The sequence below is a fragment of the Sphingobium sp. KKT206 genome (assembly GCF_055640555.1).
This window is the reverse complement of sequence record NZ_JBVMWC010000003.1, coordinates 18,646-37,157: the sequence shown is the minus strand read 5'-3', so window position 1 is coordinate 37,157 and position 18,512 is coordinate 18,646. Positions and strand designations below refer to the sequence as shown.

Here is an 18,512-nt window from a genome sequence, read left to right as displayed (position 1 = left end):
ACCATCATAGGAATATGGGTTTCGGGTGCCGGGTACGGTTTTGCGATGCGTTCGTGCGGCGTCTGTGCGAGTGGAGGATCGGTTGAACCCGTCAGGAGTGAACAGATGTCGAAGCACGCCCCCAAACTCGATCCGGAACTGAGTTTGGGCTATCAGGTTCGGCGCTGCCACCGACGGTTCGATCGGCTCTTGAGTGCCTATTTGGCCAAGCACGAACTCAAAACCGGTTTCTGGTACTATCTTCGTGTCCTATGGCTCAGGGACGGGGTGACCCAAAAATATCTGAGCGACATGACTAACGTCACCGAAAATACGACGGTCGCCATGATAAACGCCATGCTTCGGCAAGGGCTGGTGCAACGCGCCAAGGACAAGGATGATCGTCGAAAATTGCGGATTACTCTTACAGATCATGGCCGTGCGCTCGAAAAGGAGCTGATGCAATACGCGATCGACATCAACAAGGTCGCTGTTGCTGGCATCGAGCCGCGCGAAGTTGAAATCTGTCGATCGGTCCTCGAGCGCATATCAGCCAATCTCGCTGCCGAATTTGATAGGCTGCCTGCGAAGCCTGCTGACGAAGGATGACTCCTCCACATCATCCCTGGATCAGGGGCAACAGGCCATGAACAGGGAGGGACGTGTGCGCCATGGCTGAACGGGAAGGCCTCACGGCCACTCCAACTCCCGATAGAGGGAAGCCTTGGCGCAGCCTGACCGACCGTTTCGGCCGAACGATCACTTATGTCCGCCTGTCCGTCACCGATCGGTGCGACCTGCGCTGCCGTTATTGCATGGCCGAGCGCATGGAGTTCCTGCCGCGCCAGGACCTCCTCACCCTGGAGGAACTGGCGGAACTGGCCGATGCCCTGATCGCGCGAGGTGTGCGACGCATCCGCCTGACCGGTGGCGAGCCTCTGGTCCGTCGCGGCATCGTCGGGTTGGTGGAGGCGATCGGCCAACACATCGGCAACGGCCTTGATGAGCTGACGATGACAACCAACGCTACCCAGCTCGCCACAGTCGCGCGCGACCTCCATCGATATGGCATTCGCAGACTCAACATCAGCCTCGACAGCCTCGACCACGAGCGCTTCCGGGCGATCACCCGGCGCGGCGACCTGGACCAGGTGTTGGCCGGGATCGCCGCCGCGCAAGACGCGGGCCTCGCCGTGAAGATCAACATGGTTGCGCTCAAGGCGCTCAACGAAGATGAAATCGGAACAATGGTTGGCTGGTGCGGCGAACGGGGATTCGATCTCTCGCTGATCGAGACGATGCCGTTGGGTGCGGTGGAAGAAGACCGGACCAATCATTATCTGCCCCTCGACCTCGTGAAACGTCGGCTGGCGCGCGAATATGTCCTGATTCCGTCGCTCCACCGAACCGGCGGACCGGCGCGCTATTATGACGTTGCCGAAACCAGTCGGCGGATAGGCTTCATTACGCCCCTCACCGACAATTTCTGCGCCGGCTGCAACCGCATCCGCATATCGGCTACTGGCACCATTTTTGGTTGTCTCGGCCGCGACCAGCGCATCGAACTGCGCGATGCGATGCGTGTTGGTGGCCGGGATGCGATCGACGCGGCGCTGGATGCCGTAATGACCGCCAAGCCACTCCGCCACGAGTTCGACATTGCGCGATCACAGCCGGCTGTCGAACGCCATATGAACGTCACTGGCGGTTGAGCGCCTCCATGATCTTTTGTTCGCCGACGCAGTATGGCCGTTACTTTTTGCGCGGCTGGTCGATTGATTTTCATAAAATTGGTCTGCCTTGAGAAAATTGGTCCATTTCTGAAGAGAGCCCGAGCGGGCGAAAGGAATGGAGAAATATATGGGACGTCAGCGATTTACGCCGGAACAGATCATCGCGAAGCTGCGTGAGGTTGATGTGATTGTCGGGCGAGGCGGGACCACCGACGAGGCCTGTCGTCAGATCGGGATTGCCGAACAGACGCTATATAGGTGGCGTAAGGCGACAGCCGCTGCTTCATATTCGTTGATAATGTCGGTCTTCTTCGCCATGATAAGCTCGTACGCACTACGTTGTTCGACTGTCGCACGAGCTTAATCGCGCGGTCGATTCAGCTACCGTAGTAACGGCCTGTCATCAACAGCCAGCGCGTTCGTTTTTTGCCGTTTCTCTTTGACAATCCAGTTCTAAAGAAACGCTTGGAATCGGATGCGTCCTAACCGATCTGATGACAGACGAATTTCAAATTGAGATACTCATCGATCCCATATCGTGATCCTTCCCGCCCGAGACCGGATTCCTTCACCCCACCGAAAGGCGCGACCTCCGTCGAAATCAGGCCGGTGTTGAGCCCAACCATCCCATATTCAAGAGCCTCACTCACCTTCCAACTGCGCTCAAGGGATTGCGTGTATACATAAGCCGCCAAGCCGCTGTCCGTGGCATTCGCCAAATTGATCGCCTCATCCTCTGTCTGGAAACGGACGAGGCCGGCAAGGGGGCCAAAGGTTTCCTCCCGACATAGGAGAGCATCCGGCGAAACATCTACGAGAACGGTCGGCTCGAAGAAATGGCCTGCCCCGGGCACTCGTCGCCCTCCGGTCAATATCCTGGCACCATGTTTGACGCCGTCTTCGATATGGCTTTCGACCTTTGCAACGGCACGTTCATCGATCAATGGCCCCTGATCCGCGCCGGTCGAAAGACCCGGCCCGACGGCAAGCGCGCGAACACGTGCCGCCAGCTGCCGGGAAAAGGCTTCATAAACGCCGGATTGGACCAGAATGCGATTTGTGCAGACGCAGGTCTGACCTGAATTCCGGAACTTTGATGCTATTGCGCCTTCAACCGCATCGTCGAGTTTCGCATCATCAAAGACAATGAACGGCGCGTTTCCACCCAATTCGAGGGAAACCTTCTTCACGGTGCTCATACAACGGGCGGCGAGCATCTTGCCAACGCCTGTCGAACCAGTGAAGGTGAACTTGCGAACGCGCTTGTCAGCCGTCAGCACATCGCCGATCGGCGCGGGCTGACCGGTCACGATATTGAAAACTCCCGCCGGCACTCCGGCCTGGTCGGCCAGCCACGCCAAAGCGAGCGCTGAAAGCGGCGTCAATTCCGACGGCTTCAGCACCATGGTACAGCCGGCAGCCAGAGCTGGCGCTGCCTTTCGGGTGATCATGGCGAGCGGAAAATTCCAGGGTGTTACAGCGCCTACCACACCCACGGGTTCGCGTCGCACCAGGAGACGGTGGTCGGCCGCATGAGGTGCTAAGACATCTCCGTTCACACGCTTCGCCTCCTCCGCGAACCATTCGATGAACGATGCCGCATACACCACCTCGGCCTTGGCCTCGTGCAACGGTTTGCCTTGCTCGGCCGTCAGAAGGCGCGCCAGATCATCCGTATGGACGAGCACCAGATCATACCAGCGCCGCAAAATCGCGGCCCGCTGCTTGCCTGTAGCTTTTCGCCAATCGGTCAAGGCACGATAGGCCGCGTCGACGGCACCTTCGGCCTCGCGATACCCGAGATCCGGGACCGAGCCGACCAAGGAGCTGTCTGCCGGATTCAAGACGTCGATTCGCGCTTCGCCGTCGATCCATGCGCCATCGACAAAAGCTTGCGCCCGGAGCAGTTTTGGCTCCGCAAGGCTAAGATTCACGTTTGCTATTTCCCTGAAATCCAGTTTGGCATTCCCTAACAAATCCGGCCGATGGATGCCTTCGCGGTATGGACACTCTCATTTGATGAGAAGCCATCCATTCTGATAGCTGATGCATGTAAACGCCCGACGATACTCGCGGAATCTTGATTGCGCGAAACCAGATGAGAAGCGTTAGTCCGGCGTGATAGCGACCAGTTTCGAGACACGCACCGCGCTTCGAGGGCGTCGCGCACCGCTCATCAAGGCATCGTCTGCGATCGCATGGATGCTATAATAGATCAGCGTTGATAGCGCGTGGGGATCATCCACACACCATGCGCCCTCCAGCGTTCCTTGTGAAAGCAGATCGCTGATATAGCCCACAAGCCCGTCGTTCACGGCCACGGATCTGAGCGGCGTATCCCCACTGAAGAAGATCACATCCCGCAACTCGGGCGTGTCCAGATAACTTTCCACCGCCGTCTCGACCAGAAGATCGATCCGCGTGAAAAAATCGTCGGATTCGCAAAGACTGATCCTGCTTTTGACACGGTTCAATATCATGTTGCAGAAGTTGTCCCGAAGTGCCGCACGCAATTCGGTCTTACTTGAAAAATAATGGTAAAGTGTGCCCTTAGCGAGGCCAGTTTCAACGCAAACGTCATCCATCGTCGTCGCGTCATAGCCTCGCTCAACAAACAATCGCCTCGCCGCTTCCAGAATTTCGACGCGCCGAAGCTGAGCCTTCCTCGGACCGGGCGGGGCACCGGCCGGCCGGCGAACTGCGGCCGCGACCCTGCGTCGCCGGTCCCGAACGACCCGTTTCACCTGAACAGTCTAGCTGGCAAGCGGCTCACCCTCCCAAATCTCGGTACCAATTTGCGATTGGGCTTCCTTTGAATAACGAGGTCCCGAAACGGCGCCAAAAGCGAAAAGGGCGTCCACTTGGTCAAACACGACCTCGGAGATGGTCAACGACAGGGTATCCAGAATTTCATCGAGATGATCAATGTTCGTGGTCCCGGGGATCGGAACGACGAAGTCGCGCTTTGAAAGCAGCCAGGCGAGGCAGAGCTGCGCCGGAGTGCAATCTGCAGCCCGGGCCAACCCAGCCATCTGATCATAAAGCCCGAGGTTCCGCGTCAAATGAGGTTCCTGGAACCGCGGCATCGCGGCTCTCAGGTCGCCTTGCTGGAAACCTGCCGTACCCACACTTCCCGCCAACAAGCCGCGAGCCAGAGGCGAGAAGGCGATAAAGCCAATCCCGAGCTCCTCGCAGCAATCGAGTACGGCAAGTTCCACATTGCGCGTCCAGGGCGAATATTCGGTCTGGACAGCTGTCACCGGATGGATCGCATGTACCGCGCGGATCGTTTCTGCCGATACTTCCGACAAACCGATCGTGCGAATTTTTCCTGCCTCCACTGCCCGCGACAGGGCGCCGACCGACTCTTCCATCGGTACCTTCGGATCGAGGCGGTGAAGATAGTAGAGGTCGATGACATCGGTCCTCAATCGTATCAATGCTTCATCCAATGTCTGCGTGATCGCCGCCGCCGAACCGTCGAGACCGCGTTTTCCATTGATCTCGCCAAGCGCGCATTTGCTGGCAAGGACGAAATCCTTGCGGCGATGTCCCAAGGCACGCCCGATCAGCGTCTCATTTGCTCCGAACCCGTAGAGAGCAGCCGTATCGAAGAACGTGACGCCTCTATCCAACGCATGTAACAGTAGCCGTTCAGCTGCTTCAGCCTCGGGACGCGGCTGATACCCATGCGAAAGGTTCATGCAGCCAAGACCAATTGCTGACACGGAAAACGGGCCTAAAGCGCGCTTTGGAAGGGTCGCGGTCATACTATGCTCTTCCTGCCTGTGGTAGCGCGAAGGGATCAGCGGACAAGCTGCGCTTCCAGTTCGCCAAGCACGCGATAGCAATCGAATACGCCGGCGACTGAGGAATTGGGCTCGCGACCCTCGCGGATGGCCGCGACGAACTCACGATCCTGTAACTCGATGCCGTTCATCGACACATCCACCTGGGAAACGTCGATCGGCTCCTCCTTGCCGTTCACCAGGTCGTCGTAGCGCGCGATGTAGGTGCCGTTATCGCAGATATACCGGAAATAAGTGCCGAGCGGTCCGTCATTATTGAACGACAGCGAAAGGGTGCAGATAGCGCCGGTTTCGCTCTTCAATTGGATCGACATATCCATCGCGATCCCAAGTTCCGCATGGATTGGCCCCTGCAGCGCATGTGCCTCGACGATCTTTCCGGCCTGATAGGCGAAAAGGTCCACCGTATGCGCGGCATGATGCCACAGCAGATGGTCCGTCCAGCTACGCGGCTCACCCTTCGCGTTGATGTTCTTGCGGCGAAAAAAATAGGTCTGGACGTCCATCTGCTGGACGTTCAGTTCTCCGGCCCGGATCTTGTTGTGCACATATTGGTGCGACGGATTGAACCGACGGGTGTGGCCCACCATGCAGACCAGACCCGTTTCCTTCTGCTTGGCCAGGACCGCTTGCGCGTCTGCCCAGCTGTCCGCCAGCGGAATCTCTACCTCGACATGCTTGCCTGCCTCCATGCAGGCAATAGCTTGCTTAGCGTGCATCTGCGTAGGCGTGCATAGAATGACCGCATCGACGTCGTCGCGGGCAAGCGTTTCATCGAGTTCTGTAGTGACGTGGCCGACACCGTATTTCTCGGCTATCGCCCGGGTCGGCTCCAGCTCGCGGCCGACCAGCGAAGTGACGGTCACGCCATCGATGTTCTTGAGGCCATCCAGGTGCTTCTCGCCAAAGGCGCCCGCACCAGCCAGTGCAATCCGCATATGTGACATTTCCTTATGTTGGGTTGCTTCGCGAAGCAGCCAGTTGCAGTTCAGCGAGCCCCTGCTCGAGGTCATCAAAGGCCTTGCGTATGCGTCGAGTAGACGCCTGAAAATCAGTCGCTCTCTCGTCTAGCGCCACCGCCGGCCAGCGAGCTTGATGCTCAGCCAGCGCGGCGCGCAAGACCGACAGGTTTTTGCGAAACCGCGACCAGGCAGCCGAAGCACTCGCGTGCGCTTGCCAGTCATTCGTAGAATTGCTGACAAAGCCCAGCTTGCGCGACAATTCGAGCCTCAAACGAACCACTTCCTTCCGCCAGTCAGGCGGTTGGTCCTGGACAACCGAGGCGATCGATTGTTGCGTCTCACGCAGTTCGATCACTCTGGCCTTGAGGTCTTCGAAGTCCACTAGACCTCCGATGACGAACTCTCAGCCGGCCTCAATATGAGATGTCCGACCGCGGTATTGGACGCCGGGACGTGATAGTGCCGATGCAATGGCTTGACCATGCGGCCCAGCGCCCCGCGCATGATGAGCCACATCACCATTTCGATGCCTTCGGAGCCCGTCTCGCGCAGATATTCGATATGGGGAATGGTACGAAGCGTCTCCCCGTCATTTGTGCTCATCAAATCGAGGAAGCGGTTGTCCCATTCCGCATTGATCAGGCCCGCTCGAGGCCCCTGCAACTGGTGGCTCATACCACCCGTACCCCAGACCTGCACGTTGAGATCTTCGGGGAAGCTCGCCACTGCCCGCGCGATCGCCTCGCCCAATTGCCAGCACCGGTTGCCCGATGGCGGCGGATATGTGACCACATTCACGGCAATCGGAATGACCTTTACCGGCCAGGCCTCGGGCTGACCGAACATGAGACTGAGCGGAACGGTCAAGCCGTGGTCGACGTCCATCTCGTTGATGATGGTCATGTCGAACTCGTCCAGGATCAGGCTTTGCGCAATGTGCCAAGCAAGGTCTGCATGCCCGATCACCTCCGGCACCGGCCGCGGTCCCCAGCCTTCATCACAAATACCGTAGCGATCGGCGCAGCCGATCGCGAAAGTGGGGATTATCCGCATGTCGAAAGCCGACGCATGGTCATTGTAGACAATGATGACTACGTCGGGCTTTTCTTCGGCGATCCATTGCTTCGACCAGTCATAGCCGGCAAATACCGGCGCCCAATAAGGCTCGCCCGTCTTGCCGTTGTCGATCGTGGCGCCGATCGCGGGAATATGGCTTGTCGCGACGCCGGCGGAAATGCGGGCCATCACCTTTTCTCCCGAATCGAGCGGACGCCTTCAGGCGAGCGGCCGCCGGCAATCATCATCGCCTGATAGTCCTGGGGGCTCATGCCGGTCATCGTGCCGACGGCCTGTAGGAAGCTGAGCCCATCCGTCGAGAAGACCTTGGCCAGAAAATAGATATTGCCGCCGAGATCGAGGCAGCGATTATAGTCCCGATCCAGAACGGCCTGCTTCTGATCCTCGGTCATCGGCCATTCATCGATATAGGCACGCTCATCGGCTTTCCAGCGCTCACGGTTTTCGGCTTTCATCAGGCTCATCGCGAACTGGTTCATCCAATAGCCCTGCCGGGCACGTTTTGCCGTATAGACCCGCGTGCCGGGGATATCGTCGAACTCGGCCAAATAGGCGTGAATATCCCTTGTTCGACCAGTCACCGCCCATCCTCCCAGGTATAAGACAAAGGGGCTTCCCGAAAGGCGAACCTGTCGAGATGGCTCTCGATTACCCCCCGCAGGGTTTCAGCCTCTTCCGCGCCTGATGTGCGCAGGACGATACGGATACCCTCCGGATCGCTGGTAAAGCTCGCTGAAGCCACGTCAGAAAAGGGGACTAGGCCTTCTCCATCGGCATAGGACGTCTCGAACCGGTGGCTCCAATGCTTGATGAGCTGCTGGACATATTTGTCACCGGAAGCAGTCGAAACGAAGGCTTTCGAAACGAAGCTCACAGCCCTCTCTCCTTCAATCGGGAATCGAGCCGCGGAAAAACCCGGCGGGCGTTCCCTTCGAAGATCGCATGACGCTCCGCGTCGCTGATCACGAGCGCGTCCACATAACGCTTGGTATCGTCGAAATAATGGCCGGTGGTAGGATCGATGCCGCGCACCGCACCGACCATTTCCGAACCGAACAGGATATTCTTGTTGTCGATCACATCGGCCAACAGGTCGACGCCTGGCTGGTGATAGACGCAGGTGTCGAAGAAGATGTTGTTCATCAGATGCGCATCGAGGGCCGGCTTCTTCAGCATGTCGGCCAGGCCCCGGTAACGCCCCCAATGATAGGGGACGGCACCGCCGCCATGCGGGATGATGAAGCGCAAGGTGGGGAAATCCTTGAACAGATCTCCCTCGAGCAACTGCATGAAGGCGATCGTGTCGGCCGCGATGTAGTATCCGCCCGTGGCATGCATCGCGGGATTGCAGCTGCCCGACACGTGGATCATCGCCGGAACGTCCAGCTCCACCATCTTCTCGTAAAAGGGATACCAGTAACGGTCTGTCAGCGGCGGATGCTGGAAATGGCCGCCGCCCGGGTCGGGGTTCAGATTGCACCCGATAAATCCCATATCGACGCAGCGTTCCAGTTCCGCGATGCTGTTCACCATGTCGGCTGCGGGCGATTGCGGCAGCATGCACACGCCAACGAAAGTTTCCGGATAAAGGCCGACCACGCGCGAGATCAGGTCGTTGCAGCGGATCGCCCATTCCTTCGCGACACCGGCATCACCGACATGCGGGGCCATCGCAGACGCCCGGGGAGAGAAGATCGTGAGGTCGGCGCCACGCTCTTTGATCAGGCGAAGCTGGTTGGATTCGATGGTGTCACGGATTTCATCGTCGGAAATCTCCGGATAGGCCGGCGCAGGCACGCCCGCTTTGAAAGCCGCCTTCTGCTCCTCTCGCCAGGCATCGTGCCCCTTGGGCAGCACGGTATAATGACCATGGCAGTCGATAATCAGACTCATGCGGCGTCAACCCTCCCCACTAGTTTGGATTCCAGATCGGTGATTTTCTCGATTTTCGCGGAAAGCCCTTCCGGCGGAGGTGTGACCCCCAATCGACCCAGACGGCGATGCAGCGCGACAGCCTCGCGAGTCATCCCGCTTGCTGCCCCCAACCCTTCGAGCGTGAGCGCAACTTCTTCCATCTCGGCGGCGCGGCGCAGGCCATGAACCATCATCCGGTCGAGATTATAGTCCGCCTTGGCATCCCATTCGGGGCCGAGCGAGCCGAGCACTTCAGCCGTGACCCCTGCCCTTTCCGCCGCGAGCACGCATTCTGCGGTGAGGGCTTCGATACCTTTCACCATCACCGAACGGATCATCTTGATCGCCGAGGCCTGACCGACCTTGTCGCCCACTACCCGGATATTCGTGAAACCCAACCGCTCCAGTGCCGCCGCCGCGTCGCTCCCTCTGACGCCGCTCAGCAACAGCGGTACGGAGAGCTTGGCGGGATTGACCGGCGCCATGACCGCCACGTCCACATACCACCCGCCGGCAGCTTCAATCGTTTGTGCGGCGATGCGCTTGGTTTCAGGCGCCACGCTGTTCATGTCACAGAACATCGCAGCAGGAGCGACCAGCGAGGCGGCGGCGCGCGCGGCCACGACGGCTTGATCTGCCGTCACCAGCGAAAGCACCAGCGGCGAGCGGCTCACCGCATCGGCAAGCGTGTCGCTTCCCGCAACGCCAGCTGCCAGATACTCACGACGCTTGCGGTCGGCGCTGGCCGGATCATCGGTCAAAACGTCGAAGACACGCGCCGAAGTCGACCAGGACCCTGCTTCCGCAAAGCTGCGGCCCGCTTCTCCGAAACCAATCAAAGCGACAGCAATCTGATCCATTTGCCGAGATTAGCGGCAACCGTCCACGCACCGCCAATCGGATTGGCACCTAATGCATTAGAAATTACGAAGTGTGTTCGTCGCGCAGCACTGCGGCCTGTTCCTCGATAACCTCGATCAGAGCAGCCTGTGCCGGCGTAGGCCGCCAATCCGATCGGACGGTCAAACCGATGGTGCGCGACATCGGACGCACCGGGCCTGCAATTCTCACGAGCCACCCCGCCTCCAGTTCCACACTGACCTGATCGGGCGACAGCAGAGTGAGGAAATCGCTTTCGACAAGAATTTGCCGGACGATCATGACTGAGCCGCATTCCATCGGCACGCGTGGTGGCGTAACGCCGACCTCCTCGAACATCGACTGCCAATGCGCCCTTAACGGCGTACCAGCCGCGGCCACGATCCATGGATACCGCGCGAGCGCCGCAATCGTCGGGGGCCGGCGGGCCTGCGCCAGCGGGTGGTGCGCGCCGGCAAGAATGATGAGCGGATCGTCGAAAAGTTCTCTCTGTGCCATATCTGCCGATATATTTGTCCTCGCCGCACCGACCATCATATCGATATCGCCGTCACGCAGCGGCCCCGTCAGCTCGGCATAGGAGCCCTCCATGATGACGATATCGATATCCGGCTTCGCGCGATGAAACGCTGCGACGGCGCTCGGTAACAGGCGCGCACGCGAAAGCGGCATCGCTCCGATCGTGATGCGCCCTCTTTCGTGGCCTCGCAATGCGGCCAGCTCAATATCCGCCGATCGAAGCTCGGCAAGCGCGAGCCGGAAATTGCGCGCCATCGCCAAGCCGCGCGCCGTCAGGACAACACCCTTGCCGCGCCGCCTCACAAGATCCTGTCCCAAAGCGAGCGAAAGGTCGCTCACCGCCCGATGCAGCGATGCTTCGCTCAGACCCATGGCCGTCGCAGCATTTGCATAACTTCCCGCTCGCGATAAGCCGAGAAAAGCGGAAACCTGCGCCGCCGTCGCGCGCGTTTGCCCCAGAAGCCGAATGATCGCGGTAGCGCGCGGCGCCAGGATTCGTGCCTCATCCGTGGGGATCATGCGGCGCGGCTGCCGTTCGAAAAGCGGCACCCCGAACCGCAACTCCAGCTTGGCGATTCCCTGCGTCACTGCAGGCTGGGTAAGGTGAACCTCACGCGCGGCTGCCGTCACGCTTCCACTTTCCATGATCGCCAGAAAGGCGCGCAGATGCCGCAGATTCACGTCCAGCCGTTCCATGCTGCACGATTAGCAAATTCTTATTCATCGGGCAAAGAACGGATTTGCTGCAAGGACGGAACGGCGCGCATTCTCCCAGTTATCGTTGCCAAGGAGAGCGTTGTGTCGGGTTTAGTCGTCCAATCTATCGAGCGAGCGGAAGCGCCGGTAATCGACGCCCTCGCCTCTTGCGGCGTTGCGACGGTCCATGAAGCGCAAGGCCGCACAGGGCTGCTCGCCTCCCGCATGCGCCCGATCTATGCAGGCGCCCGTATCGCGGGCTCGGCGGTCACCATCTCCGCGCCTCCCGGGGACAACTGGATGGTGCATGTCGCCATCGAGCAGCTGCAGCCCGGCGACATTCTCGTGCTCGCCCCCACCTCGCCTTGCGAAGACGGCTATTTCGGAGACCTTCTCGCCACCTCGGCGATGGCACGGGGTTGCCGGGGGCTGGTAATCGATGCGGGGGTACGTGACGTGCGCGATCTGACGGCCATGGGCTTTCCTGTCTGGTCGAAGGCCATCTTCGCACAGGGTACGGTGAAGGCGACGCTGGGATCGGTCAATGTCCCCGTCGTTTGCGCAGACGCCGTGATCCGTCCCGGTGACGTGATCATTGCAGATGACGATGGGGTCTGTGTGGTCGAGCGCGAACGCGCCGCCGACGTGTTGGCAAAGGCCCAGGCACGCGAAGCCAATGAGGAAACGAAGCGTCAACGGCTCGCTGCCGGGGAACTCGGCCTCGACATTTACGATATGCGTGGCCGCCTCGCCGAAATGGGCCTGAAATATGTCTGACCCCACCCGCGTCATGTGGATGCGTGGCGGCACATCCAAAGGGGGCTATTTCCTCAAAGATGACCTCCCTGCCGATATCGCGGCACGCGACGCCTTCCTGCTCCGCGCGATGGGATCGCCCGATCCCCGCCAGATCGACGGGATGGGCGGGTCGGATCCCTTGACAAGCAAGGTGGCCGTGATCTCGAAATCCGAGCGTCCCGGCATCGATGTCGACTATCTGTTTCTTCAGGTATTCGTCGACAAGCCTATCGTTACCGATGCACAAAATTGCGGCAATATCCTGGCCGGCGTCGGTCCGTTCGCGATCGAACGCGGATTGGTGCCGGCACAGGACAGCGAGACGCGTGTCACCATCTACATGATGAACACCGGCCAGATTGCCGTGGCGACAATCGAAACACCGTCAGGGCGCGTGCGCTATGACGGGGCGGCAAGGATCGACGGCGTACCGGGCACGGCGGCTCCGATCCCGCTAGAGTTCCGCGAAACGGCAGGCTCATCCTGCGGCGCGCTGCTGCCTACCGGAAATGCCTGTGACATCGTGAACGGCGTGCCGGTCACGTTGATCGACAACGGCATGCCCTGCGTCGTGATGAAGGCCGAAGACGTCGGTGCGGCCGGCTACGAGAGTCGTGACGAGCTGGACGGCGCCAGCGATCTCAAGGCACGGATCGAGGCGATCCGCCTTGCCGTCGGCGAACGAATGAACCTCGGCGACGTGCGCGAGAAATCCGTACCCAAGATGATGCTGGTTGCACCACCGCGCGACGGAGGCGCCGTCACGGTACGCAGCTTCATCCCCCACCGCGCACATGCCTCGATCGGTGTTCTCGGCGCGGTCAGCGTCGCCACCGCCTGCTTGATCGAGGGATCGCCCGCCGCGCAGGTCGCGTCAATCCCAGGCGGTGCCCGCAAGACCCTGTCGGTGGAGCATCCTACCGGCGAGATGAGCTGCGTCATGGAGACGGATGCAGACGGCCAGGTCACCAGCGCCGCCATCTTGCGTACCGCGCGCAAGCTTATGGATGGAGAGATTTTCGCATGAGTCGTATCGTAAGCTGGCACGCCGATCCCTCACGCCCGCGGTTTGTACCACCCGCCGGCGCGGTCGATGCGCACTGCCATGTCTTCGGACCGATGGCGCAGTTCCCCTTCAGCGCGAAGGCCAAATATCTTCCCGAAGATGCCGGGCCGGACATGTTGTTCGCGTTGCGCGACAGGCTCGGTTTCTCCCGCAACGTCATCGTGCAGGCCAGTTGCCACGGCACGGACAACAGTGCGACGCTGGATGCAATCGCAAAATCCGATGGACGCGCGCGCGGGGTAGCGGTTGTCGATCCAGCCATCAGCGATGCCGAACTTGAAAACCTGCACCAAGGCGGCATTCGCGGCGTGCGGTTCAACTTCCTGAAACGGTTGGTCGACGATGCGCCCAAGGACAAATTCCTTGAGGTCGCCCGTCGCATCCAGGGCCTCGGCTGGCATGTCGTCGTCTATTTCGAGGCGGATATCCTGGAAGAACTCCGTTCGTTCCTCGACGCCATCCCTACGCTGATCGTCGTCGACCATATGGGGCGGCCCGATGTCACGCAAGGACCGGATGGACCGGATATGCGTGTCTTCCGGGCACTCCTCGACAGCCGCGACGATATCTGGACCAAGGTGACCTGTCCCGACCGCCTCGATGGCAGCGGCCCGCCATGGGATGCTTTCGCACAGGCCGTGCGCCCCCTTGTCGAAGACTATCCGGATCGCGTCCTGTGGGGCACCGACTGGCCGCACCCGAACATGCAAGATGCAATTTCGGACGATGGCGCGCTGGTCGATATGATCCCCCGCATCGCACCGACGCCTGAGTTGCAACATCGCCTGCTCGTGGACAACCCGGCCAGACTCTACTGGCATGATTAAAGCATGGATGCTGTCACCGTCGAAACGGGGGCATGCGCTTCATTGGCATGGAGATCGATAGCCGCCAACCAGTCTGAACCAGGCTGCGGCGGTTCCGCAGTTGAGTTCACGCAGACGGAGGGCGGGCATAGAGGGGGATACCTTATGACCGTCACGACATCGAAAGCCGAAAGCGCAGGCTGGGGCTCAATCTTTCTTGTCTATTGTTACGGTCTGCTTGCCATAGCGTCCGCCGGCAAGATGGCGCCGATCGCAGCGGATATGGGCAAGGCGCTCGGCTCTTCTCCGCAGGAGATCGGCTGGATTATCGGTCTCCTGTTCATTGCTCCCACACTCGGCTCAACCCTGGGCGGGTCAGCAGTCGATAGGTACGGTGCTCGGCCCATGCTCGCTGGCGCATGTGTGCTCATCGTGATCGCAAACGCCATTTGCTACATAAGCGACAGCTTGGGCCTGATCGAAGCGGCACGTCTGATCGAAGGTATCGGCTTTGTAGCGATCACCGCTGCCGCTCCTTCGCTCCTCATCATGACTACATCGGGAAAACGGCAAACCGGGGCCATGGCGCTCTGGTCGACCTATTTCGCCGCAGGCATAAGCGCCGGTCTGCTCCTTGCCGCTCCATTCTCCGCAACCGAACACTGGCGTCTGCCATTCGTCATTCATGGTGCGGCGGCAGCCGGCCTTGCCCTTTCCGTCGGCTTGCTCCCGGTGCCTGGACAGACGTCCCGCGGAACCGCTGGCAACGACGACGCCTTGCGGGCGGTGATCGGAGAATCGGGCGTACTCCGGTTGGCGGCCGCATTCGCGATACTCACCATCGCTGGTTTTGGCGTCAATATCGTCATGCCTCAATACATGGCCAAGACTCTTGGTGTTTCCGTATCCATGGGATCTGCTGCCGTAGCGATCTCGAATATCGCCAGTATCTGCGGAGGGATATTGACCGGCTTTCTTCTCTCCCGCGGTCACTCGTTCAAGCTCGTTGCCGCAACCATATCCGTCTTAGCCTGTATGGCGAGCATCTCTCTTTTCCTGCCTCAATCGAGCGTAACCTTAACGATTGTGAGCTTGATGGTCTGGGGTTTCGCCACGCCTGGTACGATGGTGGCGGTGGTCATGATCATGATTCCACGCGTTCTCGGGTCGTGCGGCTGAGCGGAACAGGAAAGTGTCGTAAGGGGCATTATTTCCTTTCAAAAGTCCCATTCGGAATTAGGTTGGCGTAGCGGTCTGAGGCCGCCGTTTGCGACGGCGTCAGGCACGGAGAAGTCGTAGCGGCCGAGGAAATTGATGTGACGCCAAGATATCGGCGAGAGCCGAGCGATATCGGCGGGCAGCGGCGGCGTCCCGGCCTCGCTGAGTTGGCGCACGGTTTCCTGCATGTAGACAGCGTTCCAGTGGACGATGGAGTTGAGGGCCAGACCGAGGACCCCAAGCTGCTCCTCTTGGCCCTGACGCAGAGGGCTTCTGATTTCGCCCCGATCGCCGTGATGGACGCGCCGACCGAGCTTGTGGCGCAATTCCTGCCGGTTGAGCTGAAACAATATTCGTCGCCGGAACGGCCGGTCATCGATGTATCGCAGGATATGCAGCGTCTTGATGATGCGGCCGAGTTCAGACAGGGCCTTGGCCAGCGTTGTTGGGCGGTCTTTGACCTGCAGCATTCGCATGACGCCTGCGGCCTTGAGGTGGCCGAGCTTGAGCGATCCGGCCAAGCGGATAAGGTCGGACCAGTTTTCCCGGATCAGATTGATTTTAACCCTGCCCCAGGCGGTCTGATCGAACGGCCCATAGCTCGCCTGGCGGTCGATACGCCAGAGTTTGGCGTCGCCGATGTCCGCCAGACGGGGGCTGAACCGGTAGCCCAAGAGCCAGAACAGACCGAAAATGGCGTCGGAATAGGCGGCGGTGTCGGTCATGATCTCCAGAGGATCGAGCTCGGTTTCCTGCTCCAGCAGGAGAGCCAGGACGACCAGGCTGTCGCGCAACGTGCCGGGGATGACCGCTCCGGTCAGACCGCTGAACTGATTGGAAATCATGTTGTACCAAGTGACGCCGCGCTCCTGGCCGTAATATTTGGGGTTGGGCCCGGCGTGTATGGCGCTCGACGGAGCGACAAAACGCATGCCGTCGGCGCTGGCCACCTCGCCTGCGCCCCAATGTTGGACGATATCCAGACGACTGTGAGCGGAAACGATCGCGGCGTTGGCCGCGGCGATGGTCTCGGGCCGAATGAAATTCTGACCGACCCAAGAAAGACGGTCGCGACGCAGAGCCGCAAATTCCGGGCGCACGATCGGCTCAAGACCGATGTTGCAGGCGCCGCCGACCAGGGTCGCGCACAGGCTTATCTCGAAGTGCTCGACGGTGGCCTGACGCTCGCTCAGATGCGTAAAGGACTTGGCAAATCCGGTTCGCGCCATGACTTCAAGAAAGATGTCGGGCATTCCGGCCTTCGGCATGCGCGTTTGGACGGCGGCGCGAAGTGCTCGAAGGCTCTCGGGTTCATCAAGCTTGTCGAGGGGCGTGACCACAATCCCCATCTTGTCGGCGACCGTCTCAAAACGCAGGTCCGGATTGTCGCCGGCGCGCGCAACGACATGTCGATATGCCTCGTCGAGAAGGCGGGAGAGACCGTCAATCTCAATGTCGGCTTCCAGAGATCGGCCCAGGGCGCGTGCTACCATCAACCTGGAATTGTGCCAGGACTCGCCCTCGAGCATCCCGCGCCGGGGATCCCCGTATCGGATGCCGGGCTTGGCGAACACATCGCGACGCTTGATCGCCAGACGCCACGCATCGATGATCGCGAAGACATAGGCCTTCGGGTCGCGCATCCTGCCATCGTCATCCAGGACATGTTGCCTCCACGCCTTCGAGACCGCAGCGATCGGTGCGCCGCGCATCTTGACGAGAGAGGACCAGTCGTCCACGCCCTTGAGGTAGCTGATCGCGGCCTTGACGTTTTTGCCACCTGGGGCAGCGTCGGTCTCGATGCGGGTAGCGATTTCAAAGAACAATCGCCGGGCGCTCCGCCATTTTGTTCGCAGTTGATCATAGGGCTTGGTCTCCGCGGGCTTGGCGATCGCCTCCACCTTGGACATGGCGGCCTCGATGTCGGGACGGGGCAACCGCTCGAAGAGCACATCTCGCCATTCATTGAGGGGCAGGGCGTCGTCGGTCAAAACCAACAGACCCATTGCGTGGAGCAGCATCGCGGCGCCATCGAGATCGCGCAGACTGCGCAGGCGGGCCTGTTTGTCGGCGGCTTCAGCCCCTTTCACCAAGTCGGCGAGCAGAGCCTCGGCCAGCTCGGCGGCGTCGTCCTGGGCCGCCGCTTCGAGCGTATGGAAGAGCGCGGCTACGGTCGCGGTTCGACGAGGCTCCTGAAGGGCGGCGATGGCCGAGGGCTTGCCGACGCGCGCTACCCGCGCGAGCCGCTCAAGGGTTGTGGCGGGAACGCCCCGCGGTGGCGCCGGCCGCAGATTGAACGCCCGGACCGCATCGAGCCGATCAAGGTGTCGGAAGAGTTCGGTCGGCATGCGCTTGGAGGGAACGGTCCGGAGCGCGTCCAGGGCGGCGAACGTGGATGTGTCGCCATCGTCAAACAGCGCGGCGATGCGCACGCGCTGGTCATCGCTCAAGCTGGCGACCAGATGGCGCCAAAGCCTGGTCCGCGCACGATCGCGGATCCTGCCAACCAGGCGCTCGACGACCGTGACGCCCGGCAGCAGCACCTTGTTGGCGATCAGCCAGGCCGCAGCTCGATCAATCAGGGGGCCGGGCCGATCGTCGCCGCTCCAGCAAAGGGCGTAGAGCCATCGGGTCAGCCGGAAACGTGCCACCGCGTTGTCGCCAAAGTCCGTGAAGCCGCAGTGCGTCCGGATGAGCGCGAGGTGCCGGATGCGTCGGCTTCCCGCAAAATAGGCGTCCACGTCCGTGCCGGGTTCAAGAGCGAGTTGTTCGATCACGGCCGCCAGGACCGACGCTGGGATCTCGGCGGGCGAGACTGGAAATGCGCCCAGAAACCGGGCGCTCGTCAGCATCACGGCAAAGCCGAGCCGATTGTGGTCGCCGCGCAGAGTTCCAATGAGGTCGCGATCAGTTTGGTCCAGATGGAAATATCGCGCGAGTTGATCGGCCGACGGTTCGCCATCAAAGCGGGCAAAGCCCTGACGCTGGGCGTCAGTGAGGTGACGGGTGGGCATACCGTGCGAAACTTTCAACTTTTGCGAAGGGGACGGCCCATG

Annotated in this window: 18 protein-coding genes and 1 pseudogene; 7 read left to right on the top strand and 12 right to left on the bottom strand. The window is 60.5% G+C overall.

Annotated elements, in window-relative coordinates:
* Positions 1 to 105: 105 nt before the first annotated feature.
* From ACZ2HM_RS23150 to ACZ2HM_RS23140, 3 genes and pseudogenes are all read left to right on the top strand, one after another.
* Positions 106 to 588: a MarR family winged helix-turn-helix transcriptional regulator gene (locus ACZ2HM_RS23150; protein ID WP_017184796.1), complete on the top strand. Its 483-nt coding sequence runs from the start codon at positions 106 to 108 to the stop codon at positions 586 to 588.
* A gap of 62 nt (positions 589 to 650) precedes the next feature.
* Entirely contained in the window at positions 651 to 1,691 is a 1,041-nt protein-coding gene (gene moaA / locus ACZ2HM_RS23145) for a GTP 3',8-cyclase MoaA (RefSeq protein ID WP_051034329.1), read from the top strand.
* 148 nt (positions 1,692 to 1,839) lie between these two features.
* A pseudogene (locus tag ACZ2HM_RS23140) lies at positions 1,840 to 1,980 on the top strand (transposase); the annotation flags it as partial.
* 214 nt (positions 1,981 to 2,194) lie between these two features.
* Here the strand turns inward: ACZ2HM_RS23140 and ACZ2HM_RS23135 are convergent.
* The 11 genes from ACZ2HM_RS23135 to ACZ2HM_RS23085 all read right to left on the bottom strand — a co-directional run bounded on the left by ACZ2HM_RS23135 (position 2,195) and on the right by ACZ2HM_RS23085 (position 11,568).
* On the bottom strand, positions 2,195 to 3,646 hold the full coding sequence (locus ACZ2HM_RS23135) for an NAD-dependent succinate-semialdehyde dehydrogenase (protein ID WP_017184799.1): 1,452 nt from the start codon (positions 3,644 to 3,646) through the stop codon (positions 2,195 to 2,197).
* Positions 3,647 to 3,820: 174 nt separating this feature from the next.
* The gene (locus tag ACZ2HM_RS23130; protein WP_081095131.1) at positions 3,821 to 4,456 is read right to left on the bottom strand and encodes a TetR/AcrR family transcriptional regulator; all 636 of its coding nucleotides are present in this window, start codon (positions 4,454 to 4,456) and stop codon (positions 3,821 to 3,823) included.
* A 9-nt stretch (positions 4,457 to 4,465) separates the two neighbouring features.
* Positions 4,466 to 5,482, bottom strand: coding sequence for an aldo/keto reductase (locus ACZ2HM_RS23125; protein ID WP_026002705.1), 1,017 nt, complete (start codon positions 5,480 to 5,482; stop codon positions 4,466 to 4,468).
* A 35-nt stretch (positions 5,483 to 5,517) separates the two neighbouring features.
* Positions 5,518 to 6,459, bottom strand: coding sequence for a Gfo/Idh/MocA family oxidoreductase (locus tag ACZ2HM_RS23120; protein WP_017184802.1), 942 nt, complete (start codon positions 6,457 to 6,459; stop codon positions 5,518 to 5,520).
* A gap of 13 nt (positions 6,460 to 6,472) precedes the next feature.
* Positions 6,473 to 6,865 (bottom strand): hypothetical protein, encoded by a 393-nt coding sequence (locus tag ACZ2HM_RS23115; RefSeq protein ID WP_017184803.1) that lies wholly within the window; start codon positions 6,863 to 6,865, stop codon positions 6,473 to 6,475.
* A complete protein-coding gene (locus ACZ2HM_RS23110) occupies positions 6,865 to 7,728 on the bottom strand; it encodes a class III extradiol dioxygenase subunit beta (RefSeq protein WP_017184804.1) in 864 nt (287 codons plus the stop codon). The genes ACZ2HM_RS23115 and ACZ2HM_RS23110 overlap by 1 nt, the downstream gene beginning before the upstream one ends.
* A complete protein-coding gene (gene ligA / locus ACZ2HM_RS23105) occupies positions 7,728 to 8,141 on the bottom strand; it encodes a protocatechuate 4,5-dioxygenase subunit alpha (protein ID WP_026002706.1) in 414 nt (137 codons plus the stop codon). Before ligA ends, ACZ2HM_RS23110 begins: the two co-directional genes overlap by 1 nt.
* On the bottom strand, positions 8,138 to 8,434 hold the full coding sequence (locus ACZ2HM_RS23100; RefSeq protein WP_017184806.1) for a DUF2218 domain-containing protein: 297 nt from the start codon (positions 8,432 to 8,434) through the stop codon (positions 8,138 to 8,140). Before ACZ2HM_RS23100 ends, ligA begins: the two co-directional genes overlap by 4 nt.
* Positions 8,431 to 9,453, bottom strand: a complete 1,023-nt coding sequence (locus ACZ2HM_RS23095; protein WP_017184807.1) for an amidohydrolase family protein — start codon at positions 9,451 to 9,453, stop codon at positions 8,431 to 8,433. The genes ACZ2HM_RS23100 and ACZ2HM_RS23095 overlap by 4 nt, the downstream gene beginning before the upstream one ends.
* Positions 9,450 to 10,334, bottom strand: a complete 885-nt coding sequence (locus ACZ2HM_RS23090; RefSeq protein WP_017184808.1) for an NAD(P)-dependent oxidoreductase — start codon at positions 10,332 to 10,334, stop codon at positions 9,450 to 9,452. The genes ACZ2HM_RS23095 and ACZ2HM_RS23090 overlap by 4 nt, the downstream gene beginning before the upstream one ends.
* A gap of 64 nt (positions 10,335 to 10,398) precedes the next feature.
* The gene (locus tag ACZ2HM_RS23085) at positions 10,399 to 11,568 is read right to left on the bottom strand and encodes a LysR substrate-binding domain-containing protein (protein WP_017184809.1); all 1,170 of its coding nucleotides are present in this window, start codon (positions 11,566 to 11,568) and stop codon (positions 10,399 to 10,401) included.
* Positions 11,569 to 11,670: 102 nt separating this feature from the next.
* Between ACZ2HM_RS23085 and ligK the strand changes: the two genes are divergently transcribed.
* From ligK to ACZ2HM_RS23065, 4 genes are all read left to right on the top strand, one after another.
* Positions 11,671 to 12,345, top strand: a complete 675-nt coding sequence (gene ligK, locus ACZ2HM_RS23080; protein WP_026002707.1) for a 4-carboxy-4-hydroxy-2-oxoadipate aldolase/oxaloacetate decarboxylase — start codon at positions 11,671 to 11,673, stop codon at positions 12,343 to 12,345.
* Entirely contained in the window at positions 12,338 to 13,393 is a 1,056-nt protein-coding gene (locus tag ACZ2HM_RS23075) for a 4-oxalomesaconate tautomerase (RefSeq protein WP_026002708.1), read from the top strand. Before ligK ends, ACZ2HM_RS23075 begins: the two co-directional genes overlap by 8 nt.
* A complete protein-coding gene (locus ACZ2HM_RS23070) occupies positions 13,390 to 14,259 on the top strand; it encodes an amidohydrolase family protein (protein WP_026002709.1) in 870 nt (289 codons plus the stop codon). Before ACZ2HM_RS23075 ends, ACZ2HM_RS23070 begins: the two co-directional genes overlap by 4 nt.
* A gap of 144 nt (positions 14,260 to 14,403) precedes the next feature.
* Positions 14,404 to 15,417 carry an MFS transporter gene (locus ACZ2HM_RS23065; RefSeq protein WP_470427346.1) on the top strand — a complete coding sequence of 338 codons (1,014 nt, stop codon included), beginning with the start codon at positions 14,404 to 14,406 and terminating at the stop codon, positions 15,415 to 15,417.
* 38 nt (positions 15,418 to 15,455) lie between these two features.
* Here ACZ2HM_RS23065 and ACZ2HM_RS23060 read toward each other — a convergent pair whose 3' ends face one another.
* On the bottom strand, positions 15,456 to 18,470 hold the full coding sequence (locus ACZ2HM_RS23060; RefSeq protein ID WP_037555775.1) for a Tn3 family transposase: 3,015 nt from the start codon (positions 18,468 to 18,470) through the stop codon (positions 15,456 to 15,458).
* Positions 18,471 to 18,512 lie beyond the last annotated feature (42 nt).